The organism is Streptomyces sp. NPDC057950 (genome assembly GCF_042887295.1).
GTDB classification, from domain to species: domain Bacteria; phylum Actinomycetota; class Actinomycetes; order Streptomycetales; family Streptomycetaceae; genus Streptomyces; species Streptomyces kaempferi.
In genome coordinates, this window is record NZ_JBHVPP010000010.1 from 100,961 (window position 1) to 124,455 (window position 23,495).

A 23,495-nucleotide genomic window follows, 5' to 3' on the forward strand; every position below is an offset into this window, starting at 1 on the left:
CTCAGGCCCTCACAGGTCGTCGGCTAGAACCGCCACGGGCAGGTGCGCGCCGCTTCCTCGGCCGCTCCTGCTGTTCTTCCTCGTCCTCGTCGTGTTCGTCGTGGTCGTCGGAGCTGCCCCCCAAGCCTCCGACCGCCTTGCGGACGGTCTCGCCCACACTGTCCGCGGCCTTGCGGACCTTTCGCTTGCCGATTGACTTCGCGGCGCTGCCGCTGAGAAGTTCCGGGACGGTGGTGCTGCCGGAGTCCCGTTCCAGGTCAAGTCGGTTGCATGCCTCGGCGAATCGCAGATAGGTGTCCACACTCGCGATGACGATGCGTGCGTCGATCTTGAGAATCTCGATGCCGACCAGGGAGACCCGGACGAAGACGTCGATCACCATGCCCCGATCGAGAATGAGTTCCAGCACGTCGTACAACGTGCCAGCGCGTGGTGGGCACGCCACTACCTCGTCGGAGTAGGTGGTCGCAGGCATAGGTCGTCCTTCCGGTTGTCGGCAGAATCTGGGTCACTCATCGGCGGATCCACGCCGATAGCGGCGGATCCTGCTGTACTCCAAGAGCTCGCCGTCCTGGTCGATCTGCACCTCGTACGAGGCGAGGAGACTCGTCGTGTCCGGAATCCGTGGCAGCTCGAGGACGTCCACGACGACACACCAGCCTTCTTCGACACGCTTCACCGCTGATACGCCCTCCGTGGGGTGGCCGATCAGCCCCTCCAGGCTCTGGCAGGCGGCCCGCGCGGCTTGACCGGCGCCCCTCACGGGTGGCGGTCGGCGAGTGGCTGCCGTCGAGGCTTTCCCGGCACGCGGCCGACGTTCTTCTGCCATGTCTACAAGTCTGGTCAATCTCGGGCATCGCGCACGTCGAGGAGACCAGACGGGCGCACGGAACGGTCCGCGATGTCGTCGCCGCGGCCAATCGCAGGACATCGGAGGCGGGGGCCGACACCAGCGACGTGCTGCTCGACCGGCCGCAGCCGAGCGTCTCGGCGAATCCGTTCGCGCGTGGTCGGCGCGCTCACTAGTCGGCGAAGGCGCCGTCGGAGACGAACTACTGGTCCGTCGTGGATGCTCTGCTAAGCGCCTGTGCGGTAAGCGTCGATCACCGTGATGTCGACGGCCGTCACCGCGATGCCCAGGGCTTGGCCGGAGGCATCCACTACAGAGCGGCGCACCAGTCCTGCCGTCTCAGGCAACGGGCGATCCAGACCAGCGGTCACCGTCATGCGCACGTGCATGCCCGCGGCCTGATCGGCACGGGCCAGACGGCAACTGGCGGCAGTCACGCCTGGTACGGCGTCCGCGGCATGTCTCAGGGCGACGGACGCGGCCTGCTCGGTGATCCGTAGCGTGCCCGTACGGTCACCCAAGGGCAACCACGGCCCCAGCCACGCCTCGTCACGGACGACGGTCGTGACGCGGTCGATGAGACGCTGCGTGCTCGGCGGTTTCCGATTCCGCAGGAGCCTCGTCGCGGTGTCCGTCGCCGGGTCGGCCACGGAGTCCCGGTCGTCGGGGCAGGCGGCAGCGTGGGCGCCCGCGGTACCGGCGTCCCCTGCCTCCTCACGCGGGGGATTCTGGCCGCGGGGCGACGCTTCGGACTTCTCGGGGAGGCGGCCGGTGGGCCGAGGAGGAGCGCGGTGGTCGTCTAGCGCCACGGGGCCATCATCTCCTTCAGAGACCGGCGAGCCCGGTACAGCCTTCCGCGGACCGTCTGCTCGCTGGTTCCCGTTACGTGGGCGATCTGTTCGTAGGACAGTCCCTGCAGTTCCCGCAGGACCCAGCAGACCCGTTGACGGGGTTCGAGGTTGCCCAGGGCCTCGGCCAGAGCGTCGGCGAGGGCATCCTCCTCAGCCACCCGCGCGGGCGAGCTGCCCGGGCCGGCAGCGGGTTCGGCCACTGTGTTCAACGGTACCGGCGCGGGACGACGTCGCAGGGAATTCAGACAGCGGTTGACGGTGATGCGGTACATCCAGGTGCTGAACGCACAGGCGTGCCGGAACTCGGGCAGACGTCTCCAGGCGCTGGTGAAAGCGTCTTGCACCGCGTCCTCGGCGTCCTGCGCGTTCCCGAGCGTGTGGAGGGCCAGCGCGAGCAGGGAGCGGCTGTGGCGCCGCATCAGAATGGTGAAGGCCTGCTCGTCACCTTCGCCTGCGCGGGTCGCCAGCAGTTCGTCCGAGGCGGAGAGCAGTCCGTCGGACGTACCGGGGACAGGAGGCCCGAAGGAGGGGGCGCCGCGGGCGGACCGGCGCCGGGGAGGACCGGTGCTGTGTGGCACGCCTGCACCTCCTGTCCGCTCTGGTACGAGTGCCCGCTTCATGAGCTCTGGTACGAGTGCCCACCTCGTGAGCCGGAAAGCTGTTTCATGCATTTATGTGACGAATCGCGGCCAGGGTGTGTCGAACCTTGTGACGGACGCCGCGTCGGCGCCCGCATCGACTGAGCGAGGTGACTGTCATGACGGACAGCCCCGAACGTCCCGCTTCCGGACCGGACGGCACTACGGATTCCGCGACCATGCTGAAGGGTCCAACCGGTGCTGGCACCTCACCTGAAACCCGGGGCCAGACCACCATCGCCGACGGCGTCGTAGCCAAGATCGCAGGAATGTCCGCCCGCGAAGTACCCGGTATCCATAGCCTTGGCGCGGGCATGACTCGCGCCATGGGAGCTGTCCGTGAGCGCGTCCCCGGCACGGGGTCGGGCGGTGTCAGCCGCGGGGTGAAGGTCGAGGTCGGTGAGCGTCAGGCGGCGCTGGACATCGACGTCGTCGTCGAGTACGGATTCCCCATCGTCGAGGTGGCCTCGGAAGTACGCGTCAACGTCATCTCCGCGGTGGAACGCATGACAGGCCTCGAGGTGGTCGAGGTGAACCTCGTCGTCGACGACGTGAACCTGCCCGACGAAGACGATGCCGAGCCGAGCGAAGGTCGTGTCCAGTGACCTCCGGCCGCGGGTCGGACCCGCCGAAAGCAGCTGAACACCCTCGAAGGACAGGTGAGCAGACGATGAACACGGCGACAGTGGGGCTGGCAGCCGGAATGGCACTGGGATTCGCAGGGTACTTCGGCGGCTTCTGGGCCTTCCTCCTCGTCGCGGTCCTGGGCGCGGCGGGCCTGGTCCTCGGCCTCGTCCTCCAGGGCGATGTCGACCTGTTCAGCCGGCGGCAACGGTGAGCGCCGCCCCCCGCACCGACGAACCTCCCGCGGCCGAAGGCGCCGGACACGAGAATGAGGCGCACCGATCCGCACCACCGCCCGAAGAACGGGGCGCGACGGTGATCCCCGACCGCGTCGTCGCCCGCATCGCCGCACGAGCGGCCGGCACAGCCCTCCACCGGATCACCGGCCCCGAGTACGCGGGCGCAGACCTCACAGCGCCCAGAGCCCACGCGACCACGCACGACGGAACGGCACGACTTGCGCTGACCGTCGACCTCCCGTATCCCACGGACATCACCGGCACCTGCCGACAGCTGCAACACGAGATCAGCGAACAGGTGGCCCGTCTGACCGGACTGGACATCAGCGAAGTGATGCTGACAGTGCGGCGCCTTGTCGTCTCCGGGCTGCCGGCTCGCGTCCAATGAGCCCCGACCGCCCGGACGCCCCTGCTCGGCGCTTGCGCGGGCCCGGTCGGCACACCACCACCGACCGATGACGGAGGTCGGACACCATGACAGTCCCACAACGCACCGAGGCGACCGAGAAATCGGCCGGAACAGGCCGAGGGCAACCCGGCAGCAACGTGCTCCTGGAAAAGCCGTCGCCGAGTGGGGGTCTGGGGGCGAGATCGTCCCGCCTGTGGTCCGCCCGCCGCATCCCGGCGGCTCTGGTCGCTCTCATCGTGTTCGTCGTCGTCGGCGCACTGCTCTACGACGTGATCGCGGTGCGTGCCGGACACCGGGCCGGTGCGTGGCGAACCCGCCTCGTCGAAGAGGCGACCACCCGGCCGGTGGACGACCCCTGGCTGCTCGCCACAGGCGCCGTCGCCGTCGTCCTCGGCTTGTGGCTGCTCATCCTCGCCGTCACACCCGGACTGCGTCGACTTCTGCCCCTGCGGGCACCCGAGGATTCCCCGGAGTTGGGGGCCTGGCTGGATCGCAGGAGCGCCGCCCTTGTCCTGCGCGATGCTGCGATGCGTGTCCCCGGTGTCAGCCGTGCACGGGTTCGAGTCGGACGCCGTCGCGTCATCGCCCGCGCGGAGGTCGGATTCCGCGACATGGCGGCCGTTCGCGACGAGCTCTCCCAGGCCCTGCGCGAGCAGTGCCGACAGCTCGCACTGGCCCACACCCCACGAGTCACGGTCCGACTGCACCACCACACTCACTGACATCGCACCGGGAGCGCGCCATGAACGGTCGATCCACCGTCAACCGTCTCCTTCTGGGCCTGTGCGGCGTGGTGCTGCTGGGAGGCGGCCTGCTGATCCTCGCTGCCGGGTTCGACCTCTACCACCGGCTTCGGCTGAGCCCACCCGCCGGATGGCCCGCGTCCACGACCCACGACGTCCTGCTCAGCAACGCCGACCGTGTCCGCTGGAGCGACCAGGGCTGGTGGTGGTGGCCCGCCGTCATCGCCGTCCTGGCCCTGGCCGCGATCCTGGCCCTCACCTGGCTTCTCGCCCAACTGCGGCACCGCCCCGGCGCGGTGCACCTGGGCGGCACGCCTCCGCCCGAGAGCGTCGAACTACGGGGGCGGGCCCTCGGCGACGCCGTGGCTTTGGAGGCGCGCGCTCTGCCCGACGTCGAGCAGGCCGACGCTCACCTGGCCGGACGGGCCACGGGCCCCCAGCTCAACGTCGCCCTCACGCTGACGGATCACGGGCTTCCAGCCCCCACGCTCCAGGCGCTGTGTCGCGGCCCGGTGGCCCACGCACGCGAGTCCACCGGGTTGACCCGTCTCCCCACCCACGCGCTGTTGCACGTGGGCAGGCACAAGGCACGCCGTGCCGAATAGAGCGGCGGCACGGGATGCGCCGGCGCCTCACTTCCCGAGGGCAGTCGCCTGGCACCGCTGACGCCCCAGGGTGCATTGCCGATTGCCGCCGCCGACTACACCCCTTTTCATCTTTCAATGGCTATATCTCATGGATTGTCAATGAAGCTCCCCATTCGAAGGCGTAACCTGGAGTAAGTCCAGGTTTGATCCTCCTCCAGCAAGACAGGGCGTGAGAGCTATGGCCGCGAACCAGAAGGCCAAAGCCAAGGGTGAACGAACCAAAGGCAAGGTCAAGAAGGTGATCGGAGACGCGGTAGGCAATGAGTCCATGGCCGCGAGTGGGCGCGCGCAAGAATCCAAAGGCGACCTGCGCGCGGCCAAGGAGAAGGCCAAGGACGCGATCCGCCCCAAGTAGTCGTGCGTAGCGCCCGCATCCCGGCAGCCACATCGTCCGGCTGCCGGGATACGCGCACTTCGAGGCCAGTCCCGGATGTGCCCCGCCTCTCGCGCGGGTCCTGTCGAGCAGTGGGACTACTCGCCCTTCTTCTTCAGCGCGGAGGGCTTGTGCACAGCGGTGCGTCCCGACTTGTCACTGCGAACCTCGTACTGCGGCTCGTCCGGTGAGGCGTCCACGGTCCGACCCGCAGCCTCCGTCCGCCTGGTGATCTTCTTCTCGACGGAGCCCGAGGCCTTGCTGCCGTGACTGTTCCAGGCGACCTTGTCGCCCTTGGACAGGTCCCGCTTCCTCGAGGGCTCATGATCCTTCGCCATGTCCGTCTCCCATGCTGTGCCCAGTACTTACCACCATGTCGGCGCCCGCACCATTTCGCACCCGCAAGCGTGCCCCGCCGGAGGCGGGACACCTCCACCTCTGGGAACAGTCCGCTGTCCGTACACAGAGCGGCCAGGGCAACGGCGGGCCCCCTTCGGCCCGCCGCCCTCGCGCGGGAGTCCGTACCGGGGCCTAGCGTGGAAGACCCAGGAAGCGGCGTGACACTTCGGACCTCGGAGGAAGACATGGCCGTACGCCATCGGTTGATCAGGAAATCTCCCGAGGACGTGTGGGAGGTTCTGTCCGACGTGGAACGGTACGGAGATTGGGTCGTCGGAACCTCACGGGTCGAACCGAGCGAGGGACAGTGGCCCCAACTGGGGGCTACCCTCCGCTACCACATCAAGGTCGGTCCGCTCACCCTGGACAACCAGACCGTCGTACGCCGCAGCGAGCCGACATCGGTCCTCGAACTCGAAGCGGACAGCGGCTGCTTGGGAACAGCCAGGATCGCGATCGAACTACGGCCGTGGGGCGAGCACACTCTGCTGATTCTCGACGAGCACCCGTTGCGCGGGGCGGGCGGCGCTCTGCACAACGGCCTCTTGGACGCAGTGCAACAAGTTCGGCACCGCGTGATGCTGGCCCGTCTCGCCCGCCTGTGCGAAGAGACCGAGAACCCCTCCCTCCTCACCGCGCAACCGCGGCCCCGCGGCGACTGAACCGGCGTCGGGGCCCGGAGACGGTCCCTGAAGGCGACGCCACCTACCGAGCCGGGAGTGAGCATGCCTGATGCCGTAGTGATCGGGGCGGGCCCCAACGGGTTGGTCGCGGCGAACCTCCTGGCCGACGCCGGCTGGAGCGTAGAGGTGCTGGAAGCCCAGGACAAGCCCGGGGGAGCCGTTCGACACGACCGTGGCGTCGACCCTGATTTCACCAGCGACCTCTTCAGCGCCTTCTATCCCCTCGCTGCGGCATCTCCGGTCCTGGCCCGCCTGAACCTGGAACGGGAGGGGCTGACCTGGAGCCACGCCCCGAAGGTGCTCGCTCACCCTTTGCGTGACGGCCGATGCGCGGTTCTCAGCCGCGACCTGGAGGAGACCGCCGCAAATCTGGAGACGTTCGCCGTCGGCGACGGGGAGGCGTGGAAGGAATTGCGGGAGGTCTGGGAAACCGTGCGGGGCAGCATCCTCTCCGCGCTCTTCACCCCCTTCCCGCCACTTCGCGCGGGAGCCCGGCTGGCGCTGCAACTGCGTGGGGCCGGTGGGCTGCGACTGGCCAGGACCATGCTCTTGCCGGTGCGGCGTCTGGGCGAGGAGGAGTTTCGCGGCGAAGGCGGGCGGCTTCTGCTCGCGGGCAACGCACTCCACGCGGACCTCGCACCGGAGGCGGCGGGCAGCGGCGGCTTCGGCTGGCTCATGTCCATGCTCGGCCAGACCTACGGCTTTCCCGTTCCCGCCGGAGGCTCCGGGGCACTCACCTCCGCTCTCGTCCGCCGCCTGGCGCGCCGCGGCGGCATCGTCCGCTGCGGGGAAGAGGTCACCGAGGTCGTCATCCGCGGTGGACGGGCCGTCGGCGTCCGCACCCGGGACGGTGAGGCGGTCCCGGCTCGCAGAGCGGTCCTGGCCGATGTCTCCGCACCGGCTCTGTACGGCTCCCTGGTGGGCGAACGGCACCTCCCTGAGCGACTGCTCCGCGACCTGAAGCGTTTCCAATGGGACTTCTCCACCTTCAAAGTCGACTGGGCACTCAACGGCCCGGTGCCCTGGACCTGCCCTGAAGCCACGCAAGCGGGAACCGTTCACCTCGCGGAGGGTGTGGACGGCCTCACCCGCTTCGCGGCACAGATCGCCATGGGCCTCGTCCCCGACGACCCCTTTGCCCTCTTCGGCCAGATGACCACCGCCGACCCCAGGCGCTCCCCGCTGGGTACCGAGTCCGCCTGGGCATACACGCACGTACCGCAACGAGTGCGGGGCGACGCCGGCGACGACGGACTGACCGGAACCTGGGACGTCCGGGAGCAGGAGGCGATGGCGAACCGCGTCGAGGCACAGGTCGAGCGCTACGCCCCCGGCTTCCGAGACCTCATCAGGGCTCGCCGTGTTCTCGCCCCGCCCACCCTGGAGAGCTTGGACGCGAACCTCCATGGGGGTGCCATCAACGGGGGAACCACGGCCTTGCACCAGCAACTGGCCCTTCGCCCCCTTCCCGGCACCGGCCGCCCGGAGACCCCCGTCCCCGGGCTCTACCTCGCCTCCGCCTCCGCCCACCCGGGCGGAGGCGTCCATGGCGCACCCGGGGCGAACGCCGCCAGGGCTGCCCTACGTCGGCGACGCACCAGTGCGCTGCCCCATCCGCGGAGCCGGTTGGCCCACCGCGGCCGCCGGGAACGACATTGAGCCATCCGTCACGCTCCCTCACGGCCTTGCCACCGATCCGCTGCCGGCAACCGTGAGCAGACGCAAGCGCCCGCTCAGCGCCCACCAGCTTCGCCCACCAGGGACGGTCACCCGCCTGCGGTCTCGGCACGTGAGCCCTGATGCACGGCATGCACACCGCGGTGTCCGAGGCATACGCTCGCCACCCGCCAGGCCGCCTGGCTGACCGCAGGTGTTCCCGTCCCGCCGGCCACGCCCACGACCGTGCCGCCCTCGCGTAGCCGGCCAGCCCCGGATCACCGGGCAGACCGGTGGGTCACACCCTCAAGAGCCCCGCCGCGGCACTGCGGACACGGTGTCGGACCGCTCAAAGCACTGAGCGAGCGCTCCCCCGCACCCTGATGCGGCGGCACGCGGACGGAAACAGTCGGTGACTCCCCAACCACTGATCGTTCCCTGATTCCGGAGGGGTGTCGAGGTTCAGACCTTGGACCGACGCCATATGAGGTATTAGCTCCCATGATGGATATATGAGCGCAGTCACTTTCACCCCAGGTCCGGCCCCTCACGGTCCCGCCGCCCGCGGTGCGACCGCCTTCTCCATAGGCCACCACCGCCACCTCCTCGGCGACGCCCTGCACGCCGTGAAAGTCTTCGCGGGGGCGGCCCTCGACGTCGTCATCCTCGGCGAATACGGCGAGGAGGCAGGCGTACGGCACCACTGAGCCACCGTCCGCCACGTCGTAGCCCGAGGCCACTATTGCGAGCCGTACGCCCCGAGCACCAGAGGATCTTCAATTTCCTCGCCGCCGCCCTCGGCTGGGCCCGCGGCAGGCGGCGCTTGCCGCCACTCACCAAGGCCGGTCCGTGACGACGGCTGCCCACCACTGCCGCTGTGCGGAGGTGAGGGCCGGGCCTTCTCCGTGGCTCCGGCCCCCAGTTCACCTCAGGCCGCGAGCGCCTGACCAGGAGTGGGGTAGCTAGCAGGCGAGGACCGTGTCGAGGCCGACGAATTCGACCCTCCACCATCGCCCAGTGAGTCCTCGAGCGTCTGGAGGCGGAGATCTCCGAGGCCGACGACGAAGGCCGCATGCTCACCCACGGCAAGGTCGCCGCGATCTGCGTGGTCGGAAACGAAGGCGGCGCCCACAAGCGCCGACCTGTTCCAGAGCCCCGACGACGTCGGATTCTCCCTCGCTCCCGGCGCCGTCACCTACTGGGTCGGCGAAGCCACTCAGGGCACCCACTACCAGGATCTCGACAAAACCCCCGACGCGACTGCCTCCACCACGAAAACCCTGGCTGCGAACACCTCGCCCGGCAGCTCAAGGCCGGCCCCTACCCTCCCGCACAGGGCTGAAAGGGACCAGCGATGAGATCGCGCCGTCCCGTGACCGTGAAGAGCGAGGGACGGCGGGTACCCGGCTTGTACGACCGGTGGCCGAGCGAGCCGGCCACGCCGGTGGGAGAGGAGAGCACCATGCCGCGAGGTTCGAGTCCGAAGCGTGAGCGTCAGTACGAGCACATCAAGGAGAGCGCCGAGAAGCGCGGAGCGTCCGAGGGCCGTGCGAAGGAGATCGCGGCGCGCACCGTGAACAAGGAACGCGCCCGCGCCGGCGAGTCCGCCACGGCCAGCAAGACCTCCACCCGGGACAGGAAGTCCGCCCCGCAACGCGGCGGCGAACGCTCCCACCAGGGCGCGCAAGGACCCACGAAGGACCAGCTGTACGCGGAGGCGAGGAAGCGCGGCGTCGAGGGCCGGTCGTCGATGACCAAAGGGGAGTTGGCCCGAGCCCTCGGCCGCTGAAACAGCAGACCGTCCCTCCAGGGATTCGCTGTGTTCAGGGAAGGGAGCCACAGGAATCGGCGGCGCGCCCCTGGGAGGAGGGGGCGCGCCGCCGGTTTGTGCGGACAGCCGTGCTCAGTGGGTGCTGAGCATGCCTGCGCGGAATTTGGTGAGGGTGCGGTTCAGCAGGCGGGGGACGCGCATCTGGGAGACGCCGAGGTGTTCGCCGATCTGGGCCTGGGTGAGTTCGTCGACGAACCGCATGTCGATGATGCGCCGTTCGCGATCGCCGAGCCCTGCGATCATCGGTGCCAGTACGTGGAAGTCCTCGACGAGCTCCAGGGCGTGGTCGTCGGCGCCGATGAAGTCGGCCAGCTCGGCCTCACCGTCTTCGCCGGACGTGACGGCGGCGTCCAAGGATGAGGAGGAGCAGCCATTGGAGGTGAGCCGTGCCTCGTTGACCTCTTCCTCGCTCAGGCACATCAGTCGGGCCAGTGCCTGGACCGTGGGGGTGCGGCCGAGCCTGGTGCGGAGCTCCTCGGTGGCCTTGGCGAGGTGGATGCGGGCTTCTTGCAGGCGGCGCGGAACGTGGACCGCCCAGGAGGTGTCGCGGAAGAAGGATCTGTCCGAAACAGTCACCGCGTGGGGGCCTTGAGCCGGGGTATCCGGGATATCGGTAATGGTGCGGTTGGTAGAGGAGACGCTCATGTTGATGGCCCACCCGATGGTCCTGCAGCGCCTGGTCAGCGAATACGAGACCCTGCGAGACCTGCACGCGCAGAACGGGAGCCCGAACGCGGAGCAGCGCATGCAGGACGTGGCCTACACCCTGTGCGTGTCCACGGGCACCCGTGATGTGGACGCCGCCCTGATCGCCGCGCGCCATCAACTGCCCGGCGCCCGACCCGAAGACGACTCCCTGCTCGCCGCCGGCTGAACCCCACCACTGCCAGATTGCCCTTGCGACACGGCGCCAGTCTCCGCCCGGCTCGAAGCCCGTGCCAGGCATGGACCCCGCGAACACGCAGCCCCTGCATCACGATCCTGGCCGTATGGGGAGGCCACACCGCTCACGCGCAAAGCCCTCCTCGCCATCGGCGGGGAGCCGCAATGCACCGCCGCGTGGAAGAGCGTGGACACCCGCCTTGACGGCAGCGCGATGGACGTTCCGGGGCTCCGGCCCGCGGACGGCGAGGCCGCCCGCCTGGCCGTGGAGAACGCGTGAGCCTGCTCCGCCACAGAGCCCCGCCTCGTATGACTACGGCGAACGGACCCGTGGCGCGGGGCAGGTGCGGCTGTCAGGACGCTGCCTGCCGTCCGGCTCCTACCGTCGGGGCGGGGGTCTCAGGCGTAGTTGCGCAGGTCCCGCCACATCTCGCCCCAGGGACGGCGGGGTCCCGTGCAGACGTAGACATGACCGCCCCATTCGACGTTGTGCACACCGTCGGGGTTGGAGAGCGTGGCGGCCACGCGGACGTGCCGGAAGTTCCGGCGCAGATCGTCCTCGTATCCGGGCGCTCGGCCGGGACCGGGCGCGACGGCCACCACCGTCGTGGCGTGCGGGTTGCCGGGGCCCCACCACCAGTCGGTGTTGTGGGAGCTCACTGCGGTGGGCAGACCGGTACCGCGGCCGAGTTCGTTGAGGGCGCCTGCCTCACCGTAGTCCGCCGTGAAGATCACCGCGTTCGCGCGCTGTCCGGCCGGAAGCCCGGTCCACACCTGCCGTACGGTGCCGACCAGTTGGGGCCAGCCCAGGGACTCTCCCGAATTCGTGCTGACACCGTACGTCCAGCCCACGTCGGAGGGCGGCAGCACCGGCATCACGATCACGGCGAACACCGCGGTCGAGACGGCCGTGGCGACCATCAGGCCGCGCGACCGGTCCGGGCGGGAGTGCAGCCGGCCGTCGAGTCCCACCGCCCCGGCCGCCAACAGGCACACGTAAAGGCCCGCCAGGTAGTAGACCTGCGCTCCGGTCGTCACGGCGAACAGCACGAACAGCACGCCGTACGCGACCACCAGGCACCGCCACAGCGGCCGTCGGGACCTCCACAGGAACCGCAGGCCCACCACCCACAGCACCGCCATCGCCAGACAGGACATGCCGAACTGCCCCACGATCCAGGTGACGATGTTCCCCGGGCCACCGTTCTCCCCGTTCAGGGCCCGTGTCATCGCGAACATCGGCCAGCCGTGCCGCGCCTGCCACCACAGATCGGGCAGCACGAACAGTACGGCGACGGCGGCACCCGCGAGCAGTCGGCGGTCGGCCGCGGTGCGGCGGGCCGGGCCGAGGAGCACGGCGGCCAGCAGGGTGATCCCGAAAACCGCCGCGAGGTGGTTGAACTCCGCGCCGATACCGACCAGCGCTCCCGCGGCGAGCCACCACCGCGTGTCGCCGGTGCGGCCGATCCTTACGACCACGAACGCGATCGCCGCCCACGCCAGCATTTCGTAGGACGTGGTGTTGGCGATGTGCGCGCCACCCAGCAGCACGGGCATGGTGGCGGTCGCGACCGCGGCGAGCAGCTGGGCCCGCCGCGCACCTCCGAACTCCCGCGCGGTCATGCCGCCCACGACCACCGTGCCGGCGGCGGCGAGCGCGGGCCACAGCCGCAGTCCCGCCTCCGAGACCCCGAACAGCGACAGCGAGACCCGGGCCAGCAGCGGCGCCAGCGCCGGCTGGTCCACATAACTCGCCTGGAGATGCCGGGCGCAGTCGAGGAAGTACAACTCGTCGATGTGGAAGCCGTAGCGCGGGGACAGCGCCATCAGCAGGGCCAGGACCGCCCCGGCGACGGCGAACACCCTTCGGTCCAGCGGCGCGATCCGTCCGCCGGACTCCCCGGCATCCCCGGACTCGGCAGGCTCCCCGGACTCGTCCGCACGCCGCCGCACGTCCGCCGCGTCCGTCATCCCCGCAACCCCCGGTCCATGGCCCCTCGGTCGCGCGCCGTCCGCGCTCCCGAAGGCAGCCCGGCGCGCACGCTCCCGGGCCGCTCGTACCCTACGCACCCGACCCACGCGCGGTGAAGTGCCTTCGACCGGCGCTTCCGGACGGCTCCTCGGGCGGGTCGTGGCGGACTGGGCGGCCCGCCGGGTGGTGGTGAGTAGTGCCGCTGCCTCCCGGGCCGCCCGGGAGCCTCTCGACCGCCATGGTCCCGATAGAGGTCGCGGTGCGCTGCGCAACCACCCTTCCAGGGCTTGTCGTTGCACAGCGGCCCATGCCGACTCCGCCTGCGCCTGCGGCTACGGCTACGGCTACGGCTACGGCTACGGCTACGGCTACGGCTACGGGGAGCACGGAGAATTCATGTGCGTGCCCGTGAGTTCGTGAGGTCAGGGTCAGTGCTGTGCGGCAAAGACGTTTTCGATCTCCTTGAGCACGAGGTCGGGACGGTCCGTCGGCACCTCGTGGGAAGTGCCCTCAGCGGTGACGAGTGATCGGTTGGGCGCTGCGTGGGCGAACGAAGCGGCGGCCTCACGCCATCGCCGGGCGTCCTCGGGGGATCCTTCGAACGGGGTCTTCTCCGAAAGCATGACCCTTGCCGGCACCGAGTCCGGCCACACCACCCTGTGAAACGCCCTGTGCGCCGCGGCGAAGCCCTCTGACGTGGAGATGAGCTGTCGGTTCGCCGGCTTCTCCGGGTCCTTCTTGGCCGCGTCAACCTCAGGCTGGGCCGCGGCCACGAGGCGGGGGATCTCCTCGTCCGTGAAGAACGGCGGGAGATTGGCGTCTACCAGGAGCGCGCCAGAGAGCATCTTCGGGTTGTCCTGTGCCAAGTAGTTCGCTATCTCACCGGCCTGGGAGTGGGATACCAGGGTCACGTCCCTGGTGACGCCGAGTTGCTCAAGCCCCGCCTTGAGGTCGCTGACGGCACTTTGGACTTTCCATGGGCCGGGCACGACGTCGCTCTTGCCGAGACCGGCTCGGTCGTAGGTGATGACGGTAGCGCCAGTGGCCGCGTGAAGCTCGGGGACTATTTCCTTCCATTGCGAGGAGTACTCGCCGCCACCCGAGTCCAGGACGATGGTTGAGCTGCTGCCCTTCGTAACGTAAAAGGCCAGACGATGGCCTCCGTTGTCGATCATGCGCAGCTTCGTCCGGACCGCCTGGCTGGTCTCCGGCGACGCCGAGCCGGTGTCATCCTGTGTGGTCGACTGGTGGGCGGCAGAGTCGTCGTCGCTGCAGGCCGTGACGGCTCCGATACCCACGACCACCAGCGCGAGAGCAGACAGGGCCCGGTTAACAGACCGTCGGTTGGGCGAGGTGAGGGACATTGCTGATCCTTTGAACGAGGGCTGCCGGGGCTGCCGGGGAATCTGTGATGTCCATCCTTCGCCGAATCGGTAATTCGCAGAATCCGGCTAGCGCGCATGTCGGTGGTGCAGCTGAATCGCATGAACATGGTGGAGATAACCCCCGCAAGCGATCACTGGTCGCCGCGCTCGCGAGCCCCTCTTCGCGCCGCTTGATCATCGGCGAGGTCTTCAACCTCGACGCCGGCTCAGGGCTGTCCCGTAATCCCCGGTGGATCAGCGCGCGGCGTCAGATGCGGTGCATCGCAAGGCGGAGGGTCGTCCTCATGCTGGGCATATTCGGGCGATCCGACAACGCGGCGAGGTGCCGTAGCTGTCGTCGTGCGCCCGCCAGGGATTACGGGACAGCCCTTAGCATCCCCATCCGCCATCCGCTCCAGGACCCGCAGCCGGCTGACTCCTACAAGCCGGGACCGGCCGGCAGCAACAAGCGCATCCCACGACCGGGGGCGGCCGATTCGTGAGTCGGCGCCACGGAGGACTTGATGATGGTGCTCACCGGGGTGTGGTGTCTGCTCGGCCGGCCCTGGTCCACTCGGCTGGGGTTGCAACGTCGCGCGTGGCGATGCGCGCGTTCGCACTCCGCACCTGGCGGGGCAGCGTCACGCCGTCGACCAGCCAGCCCAGCCCGCAGATACCCAGGGTGAACAGATGCAAGAGCCCCCGGTTCTTCCTGCCGAGATAGAAGTGGTGGATGCCGAAGACGCCGAGGAAGATCCAGCAGACGTACGCCGCGACGACCGACTTCGGTGTGTGCAGTGCGCCGGTCTGCTGCGGCTGCAGGCCGGGCAGAGCCGCCTGATGCCGAAGCGACGGCTCGGGCTGGGGAGGGGCCACCGCTGGTCGAACCGCGGTGGTCGCCACGTCGTGATGGCGGGCCGCCCTCCACGCTGCCCCAGTAGGTCCATCAGGGACGGGAGCGGTGGGGACGGAGCCGGCCGGGATGGGCCGGCCAGAGGGCGCGCCCTCGATGGATACCCTGGGCAGGATCCGCTCCAGCCAGGCGGGGAGCCACCAGTTGGCTCGTCCCAGAAGGTGCATGAGTGACGGCACCAGCACGGTGCGCAGGATGAACGCATCGATGGTCACCGCCGCGGCCAGTCCGACACCGTATTCGGCGATGACCCGTTGACCGCCGAAAACGAAGGCGGTGAAGACACAGATCATGATCAGGGCGGCTGCGTTGATCAGGCGGCCGGTCTCAGCCTGACCGACGCGAATGGCGCGATGGCTGTCCCGGGTGTGCTCCCACTCCTCGTGGATGCGGCTGACGAGGAAGACCTGGTAGTCCATGGACAGACCGAACAGGATAGCCAGCATGATCACCGGAAGCTCGGCCGCGACCGGCCCGGCCTTGCCGAGGCCCAGCAGTTCGCAACCCCATCCCCACTGGAATACGGCGACCACCACTCCGAACGATCCGGCCGAGGCGAGCAGATTCATCACGGCGGCGGTCAGCGGCACGACGATACTGCGGAAGGCGACCATCAGCAGCAGGCAGCCGAGTCCGACGATCACCCCTAGGAAGAGGGGCAGCTTGCTTGCCAGCACGTCGGCGAGGTCAGCGGAGACCGCTGTCCTGCCGCCGACATGGACCGTCAAGCTGTTCCCCTGTTCCGCCGCGGGGACGACCTCCTCGCGCAGGTGACTGATCAGGTTGCTGGTGGCCTTGTCCTGCGGTGCGCTGGTCGGCACCACGTCGATGATGGACAGTCCTTTCGCCGCTGTCACCGGCCGCACCGTTGCCGAGGCCACTCCCCGAGTGCTGCGAACGGTCGCAGAGCCCGAGACCGGGCAGCATCTGTTCACCGCTGTCGACAGCAGCGTCCTTCGAACGGTCGGTGGTGGACCGAGCGGCAGGTGCGGCGGCGGCGCAGGGGACTCGGCCTCGGGATCGAAATGCGAAGCCCTACCCTTCTGCTGGGACACGTCCTGTGATCAGAATGCTGCTATGGCGATGATCCCGATCGGTGCTGAAGCGGTTGCCACTGCCATCGACGCCCGAAGCCACGGAGGAGTGGTCCTGGTCGCGATCGATGGCATGGGTGGTTCGGGCAAGTCGACCCTGGCGACGGCCCTCGCGCAGTTGCGCGGCGCTGTGGTGGTTCACGGTGACGACTTCTACCGCCCCATGGACCCGGAGGAGCGTGCCGGCCTGGACCCCGAAGAGGGCTACCACCGCTACTTCGACTGGCAGCGACTGCGGGAAGAAGTGCTTGTCCCGCTCGCAGCAGCCCGTGATGCCGCCTACCGGCGCTACGACTGGGCGACCGGTGCTCTGGCCCCGGACGAAAGCCATGCCGTTTCTGCATCCGGCGTCGTCGTCGTGGAAGGCGTGTACACCGCCCGGCCCGAACTCGCCAACTACTACGACCTCATCGTCTACGTTGACACCCCCCGCGAGGAATCCATGCGCCGCCTGCGAGAGCGCGGCGACGACCACGGCCCGATCGACTGGGAGTCTCGCTGGCGCCTGGCCGAGGACCACTACCTGGCCCTGACCCGTCCCCGGGAAAGGGCCCACCTCGTGTTCTGCGGGCACTGACCTGGCCTTGGCCGTCCTTCCCCGTACCCAAGCACTCGACATGGTGCGAGTTGGGTGCTTGGCACTCTGTCCGCCGTGCGTTGCCGGACAGGGCGCTCAGCCGTTGCCCCGTCGAGCAACTGCCAATTCCGATGGATGGCTGAAGCACGGTGCAGGGTCGCTGGTTACCTATAGTCGCCGACGAGCGCGGCGAGCATATCCAGCATCCGCAAAGTCTCGGCCTCGGGCTGGGTCGGCAGGGAAAGCGCTACGCGGTCAGCCCCCGCTTCGGCATATGCGGCGATGAGTTCGGGTCTGGGTGCTACGGACGCCACGGTCACCGGCACATCTCCGGCGACCTCGGTCACCCAGTTCAACTGGGACCGGACCCGGGCCGGGTTGCCCACCGAGTGGGGCATCCAACCATCACCATGCGCCGCCACTCTGGCCAATGCCGCCTCTCCATCGCCACCGATGAAAATGGGGGGATGCGGGCGTTGTACTGGCTTCGGCCAACAGAAGATCGGGGCGAAGTCGATGTACTCGCCGTGGAACTCCGCCTGTTCGCTGGTCCAGATCTCCTTGATCGCGGCCAACTGTTCGTTGGGTAACTTCCCCCGCGTACGAGGATCCGTGCCGTGATTACGCATCTCCTCACGACTCCAGCCCGTACCCACACCGAAAAGCACCCGCCCGTCGGACACCAGGTCCAGGCTGGCTACCTGCTTGGCGGTATGAATCACATCGCGCTGAACCAGCAAAGCCACCCCGGTGCCCAGGACCAGGTTGTCGGTCACCGTTGCGGCCGCCGTCAGCGCGACGAACGGGTCCAGCGTGCGGTAATACATCCTGGGTAGTTCCCCACCACCGGGAAATGGCGTCTCTCGCTTCGCCGCGACATGACTGTGCTCATGCAGGAGAAGGGATTCGAAAGCTCGCTCCTCCAAGGCTTTAGCCAGCGGGGCGGGCCGGATTCCCTCGTCCGTCAGGAATGTGGTGACACCAATCTTCACCTCTCAAGTGAACCATGCCGTGTGCGTCTTTTCCCTGAAGGAGCGGGCCGGGTCAGTGCTGTTGCGGTGTGCGGGGGCCGTGATTTCCGGCCGTCGACGAGCGGCCCCACCTTTCAAAGGGCACGGGTTCCTCAACGCGCCCTAATGGATATTCGCTTCCCCTACCTCCGTAGCTGAGCCAGGATGCGTCGCCAGATGGCTGGAGGGATTCCTGGCACGGAAGCTGGACGATGACGCCGCGACCTGTCCTGTGGAGCGATGCCGCCGTCTGGGGTCGCGTGAACCGGCAATCCTGACCGCCGCTCCGCATCCCTGTGGGCCCGGCAATCCGAACCGGCACGTTCAATCCCGCCGACGCCGGGACGACCGCCTCTCCGGAACTCCCTCATAACCCCCAGTAGGGCAGCCCGGTACGATTGACCGCGACAGTGCCACCGCGGCCCTGCCGAGTGCTGCTGACAGACAGGGTGAGAGGGCGAACGCGATGCCCCGTCATCGCTCTAGCCGAAACCATGCGAGGCTCGTCAGCTTCGACGAGTTCCTCGAAGCCACTTCGGGGCTACGAAGCGCCCGTTCCGCTCCGTGCGCACAAGGGGAACGACGCCGAGGGCCTCCTCGGGAACAACGGCCCAGCGCCGATTGATCAGCGGACCGTCCGTGCGAAAGTTATGCTCGGCTCCCCTCGGCGTAGCGGTCGTGCTGACCGGTCCGGTGCGCCCGGCGCCGAAGCTATAACACGAGCTCTTTCGCCTTGATATGGGACTGCTACCGAACTTGAGTGGGAGATGTCAGGTTCGGTCGACGTGCCACCTCCCGCCCGTCCTGATCTTTCAGGGGCGGGTCGGTTGCAGGCGCTCGATGCGGTCGGGGTCGCCGGTGAGCAGGTCGCGGTGACTGATGGTGAAGTCTCCGTTGGTCAGAGTCTGCCCCCGGCCGTAGTGCCGGCCGACGACGGCGGTGGGGAGGAAGGCGCGCAGGCGGTGGCGCATGTCCCTGGGGTAGGCGACGGGTGCGCCCCAGTCGGAGGGGGCATGGTCGGTGGAGAACAGGACCCAGTGGTCCACGGGCACGGTGGCGTCGAGGTCCGGCGCCTTACCGGTGTGGCTGTCCAGGGCCGGCACGGTCAGCCGGTCGGGGTCGAGGGGCGGGTACCACAGCAGCAAGGGCTTGGCGCGTTGCGCGTCGGCGTTGTCGAAGCAGCACACGACGATGGTGTGGTCGGGGAAGTGGTCGGCGTAGAAGTGCAGGAGATCCGGGTCGAAATCGGGGCGCCGGTGCGGCGGCACCTGCCACAGCGAGCCGGGGATCGCGGTGGCGTCGTCAGCCAAGAGCACCGTGTAGACGTCGTGGTCGAATACCTGGACGGGCTGCGGTTCCGCGCTCATCCACGCGATGTCGTCGGCTGTGGCGGCGACGTTTTCCACGGCGGCGACCATGCGGTGCAGGACGTCCCCAGCACGCCCGGCGGAGAGGAAGTGCCGGCGTGTGAGCTGCCTGGTGGGCAGGTGCAGCAGCATGGCGTTCGGGCCGTCCGCCAGGTTGACGGCCGTGTTTTGGTAGCCCAGGACGTGGACGAGGCCGTGCACGCTGTGGTGCTGGCGCCCGCAGTACACGATCGTGCCGGAGAACGCGGCCTCACCTGTCGAGATACGCATGTCGGCAAGGTACCGCCCCTGTCCGGCGGGCGCCGTGGGGGTCTGGCCTGCGGAGGATCGCTATCGCCGATGCCCCCCACGCGCGGAGCCTGGATGCCCGGCCGCCGGGTGGTGCTGCTCTGCAGGTCGGGGCGGAATCGGCGCCTGCGTGGTTCTCTCGGGACCCGCACCAATCCGCCGTCCAGGATGAGTCCGGTGCCGGCCAGGCGGCCGTCGACCAGCTCGGGGCGGTACTGGATCTGCTTGAGCCGATGCTTCACGGTCCGGGTGGTGTGGCCGAGGTCGGCGGCGGCGAGGTGGGAGTGTAAATCTAACGACCCTGTCTCATATTCGGTGGTGACGCAGAGTGGCGAGGTGTGGTTGGTATCCATGTGAAGGATGTCAACGAGCTTGTGCAGACGGTGTTTTCAGGACTGTTCCCACTGGTCATCGAGGATGTGGTCGACGAGGGCGAGCGAGTCGTGGTGCGGGCACGGACTCCGCAGAACACTGCGGTCTGTCCGGTGTGCGGGGCGTCGTCGGGGCGGGTGCACGGCTATCACTGGCGGTCCGTGGCTGACGTGCCGGTCGACGGACGGCGGGTGGTGGTCCGCGTGCGGGTGCGACGTCTGGTGTGCCCCACCGGCGGCTGCCGACATACCTTCCGCGAGGAGGTGCCCGGAGTCCTGGACCGATACCAGCGACGCACCACCCGCCTGACCAGGCAAGTCAAGGCGGTGGTCAAGGAGTTGGCGGGCCGGGCGGGGGCACGTTCGCTGGCGATACTCGCGGCGGGCGTCTCGCGCCACACGGCTCTGCGCGCCCTGCTGCGGATCCCGTTGCCCACCGGGCGGACGCCCCGCGTGATCGGCGTCGACGACTTCGCCCTGCGCCGGCGGCACCGCTATGCCACCATCGTGATCGACGCCGAGACCCACGAACGGATCGACGTACTGTCTTGGAGCCGCGGCGCAGCCCCAGGCGGCATTCACGTGAGGCGTGCCGCTGGCAGGCGTTCCGACCACTCCAGCCTCCCGGACCTGCGAGCGAAGGACACGGGGGCTGGAACCATGTGATGGTGGAGGAAACCCCACTGCGTGAACTTGTCCGAGCCGGTCATCATCGACCTCTGACCGAAGATCGCGCCGGGCGTGGGCAGGCCGGCTGATCGACGCGGCGATGCATGATGATGGAGCGTGATGACTTACTCGCGCGGGCGGCACTCCTCCAGTGGCCGCCCACGGTCGGAGAAGCGCTCCGGAAGCGGAGCAGGTCTACGTGCCGGGCTCTCTCTGCGGATGGGCCTGCTGGGCTGGTCGCTGCTGCTGTTTCTCGGGGCGATACTGGGTTTCGGCCTGCTCACGCTGTGGACGACCTCGCTTACGGTCGTCTCGCTGGGGGTCGGTATACCGATGACCCTGGTCTCGACTGCTCTGGTGCGCTGGTTCGCCGACCTGCATCGGCGGTGGGCTGCCGACCAACTGAGCGAACCGGTGGCTCGGCCGTACCTGCCGATGCCCGACGCTGGTTGGCTCAAGCGGCTGTGGACGATCCTGCGCGACCCGGCGACCTGGCGGGACTGGGCCTGGCTGGTGGCCAATTCGATCACTGGTTGGTTTACCTATGGACTGTCGTTCGTGCTCTTTCTGTGCGGCGTCTTCTACCTGAGCTATCCGCTGGTGTATGCACTGACCCCGTCGCAGGTGTTCCGTACACCGCTGGGCAACGCATTTCGCCTGCACAGTGTCCAGGAATCTTTCGCTCTGGTTCCGCTCGGCCCGTTGTTCCTCCTGCTTTGGTATGCCGGCGCCGCCCGATTGGCGAATCTCAACGCTCTGATCATCCGATCTCTGCTGGCTCCCACCGCGCAGGCACAACTTCGTTCCCGCATCGCTCACCTCGCCGCCTCACGGGCTGACACGGTCGATACCCAGGCGGGCGAGCTACGCCGAATCGAACGAGACCTGCACGATGGCGCACAGGCCAGGCTCGTCTCCCTGGGCATGAGTCTGGGCCTGGCCGAACAACTTCTGCCTGACGACCCCCAGGCCGTTCAGCAACTGTTGGCGGAGGCTCGCGCAGCAACATCCACCGCCCTGGCCGAACTGCGCGACCTGGTTCACGGCATTCATCCGCCGGTGCTCGCGGATCGCGGCCTGGACGGGGCCCTGAAGGCTCTGGCCCTGGCCAACCCGATACCCACGTCGGTGGTCACCCGTCTGCCCGGGCGGTTGCCCGCGCCGGTCGAGTCTGCGGCCTACTTTGCCGTCGCCGAGGTTCTGACGAACGCCATCAAGCACGCCCATGCCCGGCGCATCGAGATCACCGTGGAGTTCACCGCACGACCGAGTTCTACGGCGGGACTGCTGGCGATGCGAGTGTCCGACGACGGTCACGGAGGCGCCAGCCTCGACGGCGGCAGCGGCCTACGGGGCGTCGTACGCCGCTTGGGAGCCTTCGACGGCACCCTGATCGTCGACAGTCCGCCGGGTGGGCCCACCGAGATAAGGATGTCGCTGCCGTGCGCATCGTCATAGCCGAAGACCTCGCCCTGCTACGGGAAGGTCTGATCAGGATCTTCCAGGCCAACGGCTTCGAAGTCGTCGACGCAGTCGACAACGGACCCTCGCTGATCCGGGCGCTGACGACCCTGCGACCCGACGTCGCGGTCGTCGATGTGCGGCTGCCCCCGACCTTTACCGACGAGGGCTTGCGGGCCGTGATCGACGTACGCGAGCAGATTCCCGGCCTGCCCATCGTCGTGCTCTCGCAATACGTCGAGCAGCTGTACGCCAGGGAACTGATGTCGGACCGTGCCGGCGCGGTGGGCTACCTGCTGAAAGATCGGGTGCTGGACGTCGGCCAGTTCGTCGCCAACGTCCGGCAGGTGGCCGCCGGCAGTACGGTCATGGACCCCGACGTGGTCAGCGCCCTCCTCACGCACCGCTCGGCAGATCCGCGTCTGCTGGAGCTGACACCGCGCGAGCACGAGGTGCTCTCGTTGATGGCGCAGGGCCGCTCCAATGCGGCCATCGCCGGCCGGATGTTCGTCAGCGAGAAGACCGTCAGCAAGCACACGTACAACATCTTCATGAAACTCGGGCTCGAACAGTCCGAGGATGACAATCGTCGGATCCTGGCAGTACTCGCCTACTTGGAAGGCTGAGTCGACTCCCGGATTTTCTTGGCCTGCGTGTTGTGGTTGATCCAGTTGTGATTCACCGCGCCGTAGCGCAGCCCGTCGTACAGGATCGTGGCGATGGATACCACGTCGTCCTTCCGGCCTTGGGTTCGAAATCCGCAGATTCCGCCAAGGGCGCGCGTTCCCTCACCCGGTCGGGCGGCGCCGGTAGCGGATGACGGAGTCGGCGGCGACGCCGCAGGCTTCGTTCAGTTCAGGGCGCACTTCTTCCGGTGGACGCCGGACGCACCGCCGTCTGATGCCCCACGGGCACGCCCCTGGGATGCGTGGCGCTGCGATATATGGAGATACCCAGGGCGAGCATCCAATAGCTGAAGAGCGCGCCCATCAGAGCGGTGGTGCCCCAGCCGTTCGCCGTGTAGAAGTGTGCGGGGGTGTTACCGAAGAACAGAGACGGCACGAAGAGCAGGTTGACCGCCGCCAGGACGAATGCGGAGCGGCCGGTCCAGGGCGGCAACAGCTTCGTACGGGAGATGGCAAAGCCCACGGCGGTCAGGAAGAGGGCGATCATGAGGCGGCTTATCGCCCCGTAGAGGACGTATGTGCCGCTGACCGTGACGGTCGGGTCGATCGGATGGTCGGCGGCGATGACCGCACCTGCTTCCAACCCGCTGGAGACCAGGGTGATGGTCGAGTAGACCAGTCCGGTGGCGAAGGCCATCGTGCCGATCCATTCGTGGGCGGGGTTCACCTGTTTGACCAGTTCACGGAAGGCTGTGACGAAGACGATCAGAAACGCCAGCGCGAGGATGCCGATCAGTAGCCTGGCGAGGACGTTCGAGTCCGGTGGCGGACCGGAGTAGACGAAATACAGGGGTACTTCGACGATGAAGGCGGCCGCAGTGACGATGCTTGCGAGGCCCGTCAGCCGCCTCACGACGGTTTCGTTCATGGCTGTCCCCTCAGTGTTCGTGTGGTGGAT

Annotated in this window: 26 protein-coding genes and 4 pseudogenes; 17 read left to right on the top strand and 13 right to left on the bottom strand. The window is 68.3% G+C overall.

Translation table 11 applies throughout. The features are described from left to right. Position 1: 1 nt before the first annotated feature. The 4 genes from gvpJ to ACFVTC_RS18270 form a co-directional block, all read right to left on the bottom strand. Complete coding sequence (gene gvpJ / locus ACFVTC_RS18255) at positions 2–475, bottom strand: gas vesicle protein GvpJ (RefSeq protein WP_390128059.1); 474 nt, start codon at positions 473–475, stop codon at positions 2–4. A 33-nt stretch (positions 476–508) separates the two neighbouring features. After that, positions 509–829: a gas vesicle protein gene (locus tag ACFVTC_RS18260; RefSeq protein WP_385083500.1), complete on the bottom strand. Its 321-nt coding sequence runs from the start codon at positions 827–829 to the stop codon at positions 509–511. 248 nt (positions 830–1,077) lie between these two features. Beyond that, positions 1,078–1,659 (bottom strand): Asp23/Gls24 family envelope stress response protein, encoded by a 582-nt coding sequence (locus ACFVTC_RS18265; protein ID WP_390128062.1) that lies wholly within the window; start codon positions 1,657–1,659, stop codon positions 1,078–1,080. Continuing rightward, positions 1,650–2,192 (bottom strand): RNA polymerase sigma factor, encoded by a 543-nt coding sequence (locus ACFVTC_RS18270; protein WP_390128408.1) that lies wholly within the window; start codon positions 2,190–2,192, stop codon positions 1,650–1,652. The genes ACFVTC_RS18265 and ACFVTC_RS18270 overlap by 10 nt, the downstream gene beginning before the upstream one ends. A 266-nt stretch (positions 2,193–2,458) precedes the next feature. On the opposite strand from ACFVTC_RS18270, the gene ACFVTC_RS18275 reads away from it, so the two are divergent. The 6 genes from ACFVTC_RS18275 to ACFVTC_RS18300 all read left to right on the top strand — a co-directional run bounded on the left by ACFVTC_RS18275 (position 2,459) and on the right by ACFVTC_RS18300 (position 5,356). After that, positions 2,459–2,944 (top strand): Asp23/Gls24 family envelope stress response protein, encoded by a 486-nt coding sequence (locus tag ACFVTC_RS18275; RefSeq protein WP_390128063.1) that lies wholly within the window; start codon positions 2,459–2,461, stop codon positions 2,942–2,944. A 65-nt stretch (positions 2,945–3,009) separates the two neighbouring features. Next, entirely contained in the window at positions 3,010–3,177 is a 168-nt protein-coding gene (locus tag ACFVTC_RS18280; protein ID WP_390128065.1) for a hypothetical protein, read from the top strand. Positions 3,178–3,278: 101 nt separating this feature from the next. Next, positions 3,279–3,590 (top strand): hypothetical protein, encoded by a 312-nt coding sequence (locus ACFVTC_RS18285; RefSeq protein ID WP_390128066.1) that lies wholly within the window; start codon positions 3,279–3,281, stop codon positions 3,588–3,590. Positions 3,591–3,676: 86 nt separating this feature from the next. After that, the gene (locus ACFVTC_RS18290) at positions 3,677–4,333 is read left to right on the top strand and encodes a DUF6286 domain-containing protein (protein ID WP_390128069.1); all 657 of its coding nucleotides are present in this window, start codon (positions 3,677–3,679) and stop codon (positions 4,331–4,333) included. 20 nt (positions 4,334–4,353) lie between these two features. Continuing rightward, the gene (locus tag ACFVTC_RS18295) at positions 4,354–4,959 is read left to right on the top strand and encodes an alkaline shock response membrane anchor protein AmaP (RefSeq protein WP_390128071.1); all 606 of its coding nucleotides are present in this window, start codon (positions 4,354–4,356) and stop codon (positions 4,957–4,959) included. 220 nt (positions 4,960–5,179) lie between these two features. Beyond that, positions 5,180–5,356: a CsbD family protein gene (locus tag ACFVTC_RS18300; RefSeq protein ID WP_390128074.1), complete on the top strand. Its 177-nt coding sequence runs from the start codon at positions 5,180–5,182 to the stop codon at positions 5,354–5,356. Between the two features lie 116 nt (positions 5,357–5,472). Here the strand turns inward: ACFVTC_RS18300 and ACFVTC_RS18305 are convergent, their stop codons facing one another. After that, positions 5,473–5,712 (bottom strand): DUF2945 domain-containing protein, encoded by a 240-nt coding sequence (locus tag ACFVTC_RS18305; RefSeq protein WP_390128076.1) that lies wholly within the window; start codon positions 5,710–5,712, stop codon positions 5,473–5,475. A 246-nt stretch (positions 5,713–5,958) separates the two neighbouring features. Here ACFVTC_RS18305 and ACFVTC_RS18310 point away from each other — a divergent pair, with 246 nt between their 5' ends. From ACFVTC_RS18310 to ACFVTC_RS18330, 5 genes and pseudogenes are all read left to right on the top strand, one after another. Continuing rightward, complete coding sequence (locus ACFVTC_RS18310; protein WP_390128409.1) at positions 5,959–6,435, top strand: SRPBCC family protein; 477 nt, start codon at positions 5,959–5,961, stop codon at positions 6,433–6,435. Positions 6,436–6,498: 63 nt separating this feature from the next. Next, positions 6,499–8,115 (top strand): phytoene desaturase family protein, encoded by a 1,617-nt coding sequence (locus ACFVTC_RS18315; protein ID WP_390128078.1) that lies wholly within the window; start codon positions 6,499–6,501, stop codon positions 8,113–8,115. Positions 8,116–8,624: 509 nt separating this feature from the next. Next, positions 8,625–8,819, top strand: coding sequence for a hypothetical protein (locus ACFVTC_RS18320; protein WP_390128081.1), 195 nt, complete (start codon positions 8,625–8,627; stop codon positions 8,817–8,819). A gap of 293 nt (positions 8,820–9,112) precedes the next feature. Beyond that, positions 9,113–9,454 (top strand): annotated as a pseudogene (locus ACFVTC_RS18325) (NADPH-dependent oxidoreductase); the annotation flags it as partial. A gap of 120 nt (positions 9,455–9,574) precedes the next feature. Further along, a complete protein-coding gene (locus tag ACFVTC_RS18330) occupies positions 9,575–9,901 on the top strand; it encodes a plasmid stabilization protein (protein ID WP_390128084.1) in 327 nt (108 codons plus the stop codon). A gap of 114 nt (positions 9,902–10,015) precedes the next feature. On the opposite strand, the pseudogene ACFVTC_RS18335 reads toward ACFVTC_RS18330, so the two are convergent. Beyond that, positions 10,016–10,504, bottom strand: a pseudogene (locus tag ACFVTC_RS18335) (sigma-70 family RNA polymerase sigma factor); the annotation flags it as partial. Positions 10,505–10,586: 82 nt separating this feature from the next. Between ACFVTC_RS18335 and ACFVTC_RS18340 the strand changes: the two are divergent. Continuing rightward, complete coding sequence (locus ACFVTC_RS18340) at positions 10,587–10,817, top strand: DUF5133 domain-containing protein (RefSeq protein WP_390128086.1); 231 nt, start codon at positions 10,587–10,589, stop codon at positions 10,815–10,817. Between the two features lie 407 nt (positions 10,818–11,224). On the opposite strand, the gene ACFVTC_RS18345 is transcribed toward ACFVTC_RS18340, so the two are convergent. Further along, a complete protein-coding gene (locus ACFVTC_RS18345; protein ID WP_390128089.1) occupies positions 11,225–12,796 on the bottom strand; it encodes an ArnT family glycosyltransferase in 1,572 nt (523 codons plus the stop codon). Between the two features lie 118 nt (positions 12,797–12,914). Between ACFVTC_RS18345 and ACFVTC_RS18350 the strand changes: the two genes are divergently transcribed. After that, a complete protein-coding gene (locus ACFVTC_RS18350) occupies positions 12,915–13,217 on the top strand; it encodes a hypothetical protein (protein ID WP_390128091.1) in 303 nt (100 codons plus the stop codon). Positions 13,218–13,225: 8 nt separating this feature from the next. Here the strand turns inward: ACFVTC_RS18350 and ACFVTC_RS18355 are convergent, their stop codons facing one another. The 3 genes and pseudogenes from ACFVTC_RS18355 to ACFVTC_RS18365 all read right to left on the bottom strand — a co-directional run. Further along, positions 13,226–14,161, bottom strand: a complete 936-nt coding sequence (locus tag ACFVTC_RS18355) for an alpha/beta fold hydrolase (protein ID WP_390128092.1) — start codon at positions 14,159–14,161, stop codon at positions 13,226–13,228. 534 nt (positions 14,162–14,695) lie between these two features. Further along, on the bottom strand, positions 14,696–15,064 hold the full coding sequence (locus ACFVTC_RS18360; RefSeq protein WP_390128411.1) for a TM2 domain-containing protein: 369 nt from the start codon (positions 15,062–15,064) through the stop codon (positions 14,696–14,698). Positions 15,065–15,136: 72 nt separating this feature from the next. After that, positions 15,137–15,976 (bottom strand): annotated as a pseudogene (locus ACFVTC_RS18365) (MMPL family transporter); the annotation flags it as partial. Between the two features lie 175 nt (positions 15,977–16,151). Here ACFVTC_RS18365 and ACFVTC_RS18370 point away from each other — a divergent pair. After that, positions 16,152–16,745: a uridine kinase gene (locus tag ACFVTC_RS18370; RefSeq protein WP_390128094.1), complete on the top strand. Its 594-nt coding sequence runs from the start codon at positions 16,152–16,154 to the stop codon at positions 16,743–16,745. Between the two features lie 164 nt (positions 16,746–16,909). Here ACFVTC_RS18370 and ACFVTC_RS18375 read toward each other — a convergent pair whose 3' ends face one another. Together ACFVTC_RS18375 and ACFVTC_RS18380 are read right to left on the bottom strand one after the other, a co-directional pair. Then, positions 16,910–17,737 (bottom strand): LLM class F420-dependent oxidoreductase, encoded by an 828-nt coding sequence (locus ACFVTC_RS18375; protein WP_390128095.1) that lies wholly within the window; start codon positions 17,735–17,737, stop codon positions 16,910–16,912. Positions 17,738–18,567: 830 nt separating this feature from the next. Next, positions 18,568–19,392: a hypothetical protein gene (locus ACFVTC_RS18380; protein WP_390128097.1), complete on the bottom strand. Its 825-nt coding sequence runs from the start codon at positions 19,390–19,392 to the stop codon at positions 18,568–18,570. A 401-nt stretch (positions 19,393–19,793) separates the two neighbouring features. Here ACFVTC_RS18380 and ACFVTC_RS18385 point away from each other — a divergent pair. From ACFVTC_RS18385 to ACFVTC_RS18395, 3 genes and pseudogenes are all read left to right on the top strand, one after another. Beyond that, positions 19,794–20,327 (top strand): annotated as a pseudogene (locus ACFVTC_RS18385) (transposase family protein); the annotation flags it as partial. Between the two features lie 342 nt (positions 20,328–20,669). Further along, positions 20,670–21,908, top strand: a complete 1,239-nt coding sequence (locus ACFVTC_RS18390; RefSeq protein ID WP_390128098.1) for a sensor histidine kinase — start codon at positions 20,670–20,672, stop codon at positions 21,906–21,908. Beyond that, positions 21,893–22,537, top strand: a complete 645-nt coding sequence (locus ACFVTC_RS18395) for a LuxR C-terminal-related transcriptional regulator (RefSeq protein WP_390128100.1) — start codon at positions 21,893–21,895, stop codon at positions 22,535–22,537. The genes ACFVTC_RS18390 and ACFVTC_RS18395 overlap by 16 nt, the downstream gene beginning before the upstream one ends. 229 nt (positions 22,538–22,766) lie before the next feature. Here ACFVTC_RS18395 and ACFVTC_RS18400 read toward each other — a convergent pair whose 3' ends face one another. Next, positions 22,767–23,465: a hypothetical protein gene (locus ACFVTC_RS18400; protein WP_390128102.1), complete on the bottom strand. Its 699-nt coding sequence runs from the start codon at positions 23,463–23,465 to the stop codon at positions 22,767–22,769. Positions 23,466–23,495 lie beyond the last annotated feature (30 nt).

What these genes read in the sequence shown, in the direction of transcription:
- gvpJ (WP_390128059.1), bottom strand. Translation starts at nt 475, where the DNA reads ATGCCTGCGACCACCTACTCCGACGAGGTAGTGGCGTGCCCACCACGC.
- ACFVTC_RS18260 (WP_385083500.1), bottom strand. Translation starts at nt 829, where the DNA reads ATGGCAGAAGAACGTCGGCCGCGTGCCGGGAAAGCCTCGACGGCAGCC.
- ACFVTC_RS18275 (WP_390128063.1), top strand. Translation starts at nt 2,459, where the DNA reads ATGACGGACAGCCCCGAACGTCCCGCTTCCGGACCGGACGGCACTACG.
- ACFVTC_RS18280 (WP_390128065.1), top strand. Translation starts at nt 3,010, where the DNA reads ATGAACACGGCGACAGTGGGGCTGGCAGCCGGAATGGCACTGGGATTC.
- ACFVTC_RS18290 (WP_390128069.1), top strand. Translation starts at nt 3,677, where the DNA reads ATGACAGTCCCACAACGCACCGAGGCGACCGAGAAATCGGCCGGAACA.
- ACFVTC_RS18295 (WP_390128071.1), top strand. Translation starts at nt 4,354, where the DNA reads ATGAACGGTCGATCCACCGTCAACCGTCTCCTTCTGGGCCTGTGCGGC.
- ACFVTC_RS18300 (WP_390128074.1), top strand. Translation starts at nt 5,180, where the DNA reads ATGGCCGCGAACCAGAAGGCCAAAGCCAAGGGTGAACGAACCAAAGGC.
- ACFVTC_RS18305 (WP_390128076.1), bottom strand. Translation starts at nt 5,712, where the DNA reads ATGGCGAAGGATCATGAGCCCTCGAGGAAGCGGGACCTGTCCAAGGGC.
- ACFVTC_RS18310 (WP_390128409.1), top strand. Translation starts at nt 5,959, where the DNA reads ATGGCCGTACGCCATCGGTTGATCAGGAAATCTCCCGAGGACGTGTGG.
- ACFVTC_RS18315 (WP_390128078.1), top strand. Translation starts at nt 6,499, where the DNA reads ATGCCTGATGCCGTAGTGATCGGGGCGGGCCCCAACGGGTTGGTCGCG.
- ACFVTC_RS18320 (WP_390128081.1), top strand. Translation starts at nt 8,625, where the DNA reads ATGAGCGCAGTCACTTTCACCCCAGGTCCGGCCCCTCACGGTCCCGCC.
- ACFVTC_RS18330 (WP_390128084.1), top strand. Translation starts at nt 9,575, where the DNA reads ATGCCGCGAGGTTCGAGTCCGAAGCGTGAGCGTCAGTACGAGCACATC.
- ACFVTC_RS18340 (WP_390128086.1), top strand. Translation starts at nt 10,587, where the DNA reads ATGTTGATGGCCCACCCGATGGTCCTGCAGCGCCTGGTCAGCGAATAC.
- ACFVTC_RS18345 (WP_390128089.1), bottom strand. Translation starts at nt 12,796, where the DNA reads ATGACGGACGCGGCGGACGTGCGGCGGCGTGCGGACGAGTCCGGGGAG.
- ACFVTC_RS18355 (WP_390128092.1), bottom strand. Translation starts at nt 14,161, where the DNA reads ATGTCCCTCACCTCGCCCAACCGACGGTCTGTTAACCGGGCCCTGTCT.
- ACFVTC_RS18370 (WP_390128094.1), top strand. Translation starts at nt 16,152, where the DNA reads ATGGCGATGATCCCGATCGGTGCTGAAGCGGTTGCCACTGCCATCGAC.
- ACFVTC_RS18380 (WP_390128097.1), bottom strand. Translation starts at nt 19,392, where the DNA reads ATGCGTATCTCGACAGGTGAGGCCGCGTTCTCCGGCACGATCGTGTAC.
- ACFVTC_RS18390 (WP_390128098.1), top strand. Translation starts at nt 20,670, where the DNA reads ATGGGCCTGCTGGGCTGGTCGCTGCTGCTGTTTCTCGGGGCGATACTG.
- ACFVTC_RS18400 (WP_390128102.1), bottom strand. Translation starts at nt 23,465, where the DNA reads ATGAACGAAACCGTCGTGAGGCGGCTGACGGGCCTCGCAAGCATCGTC.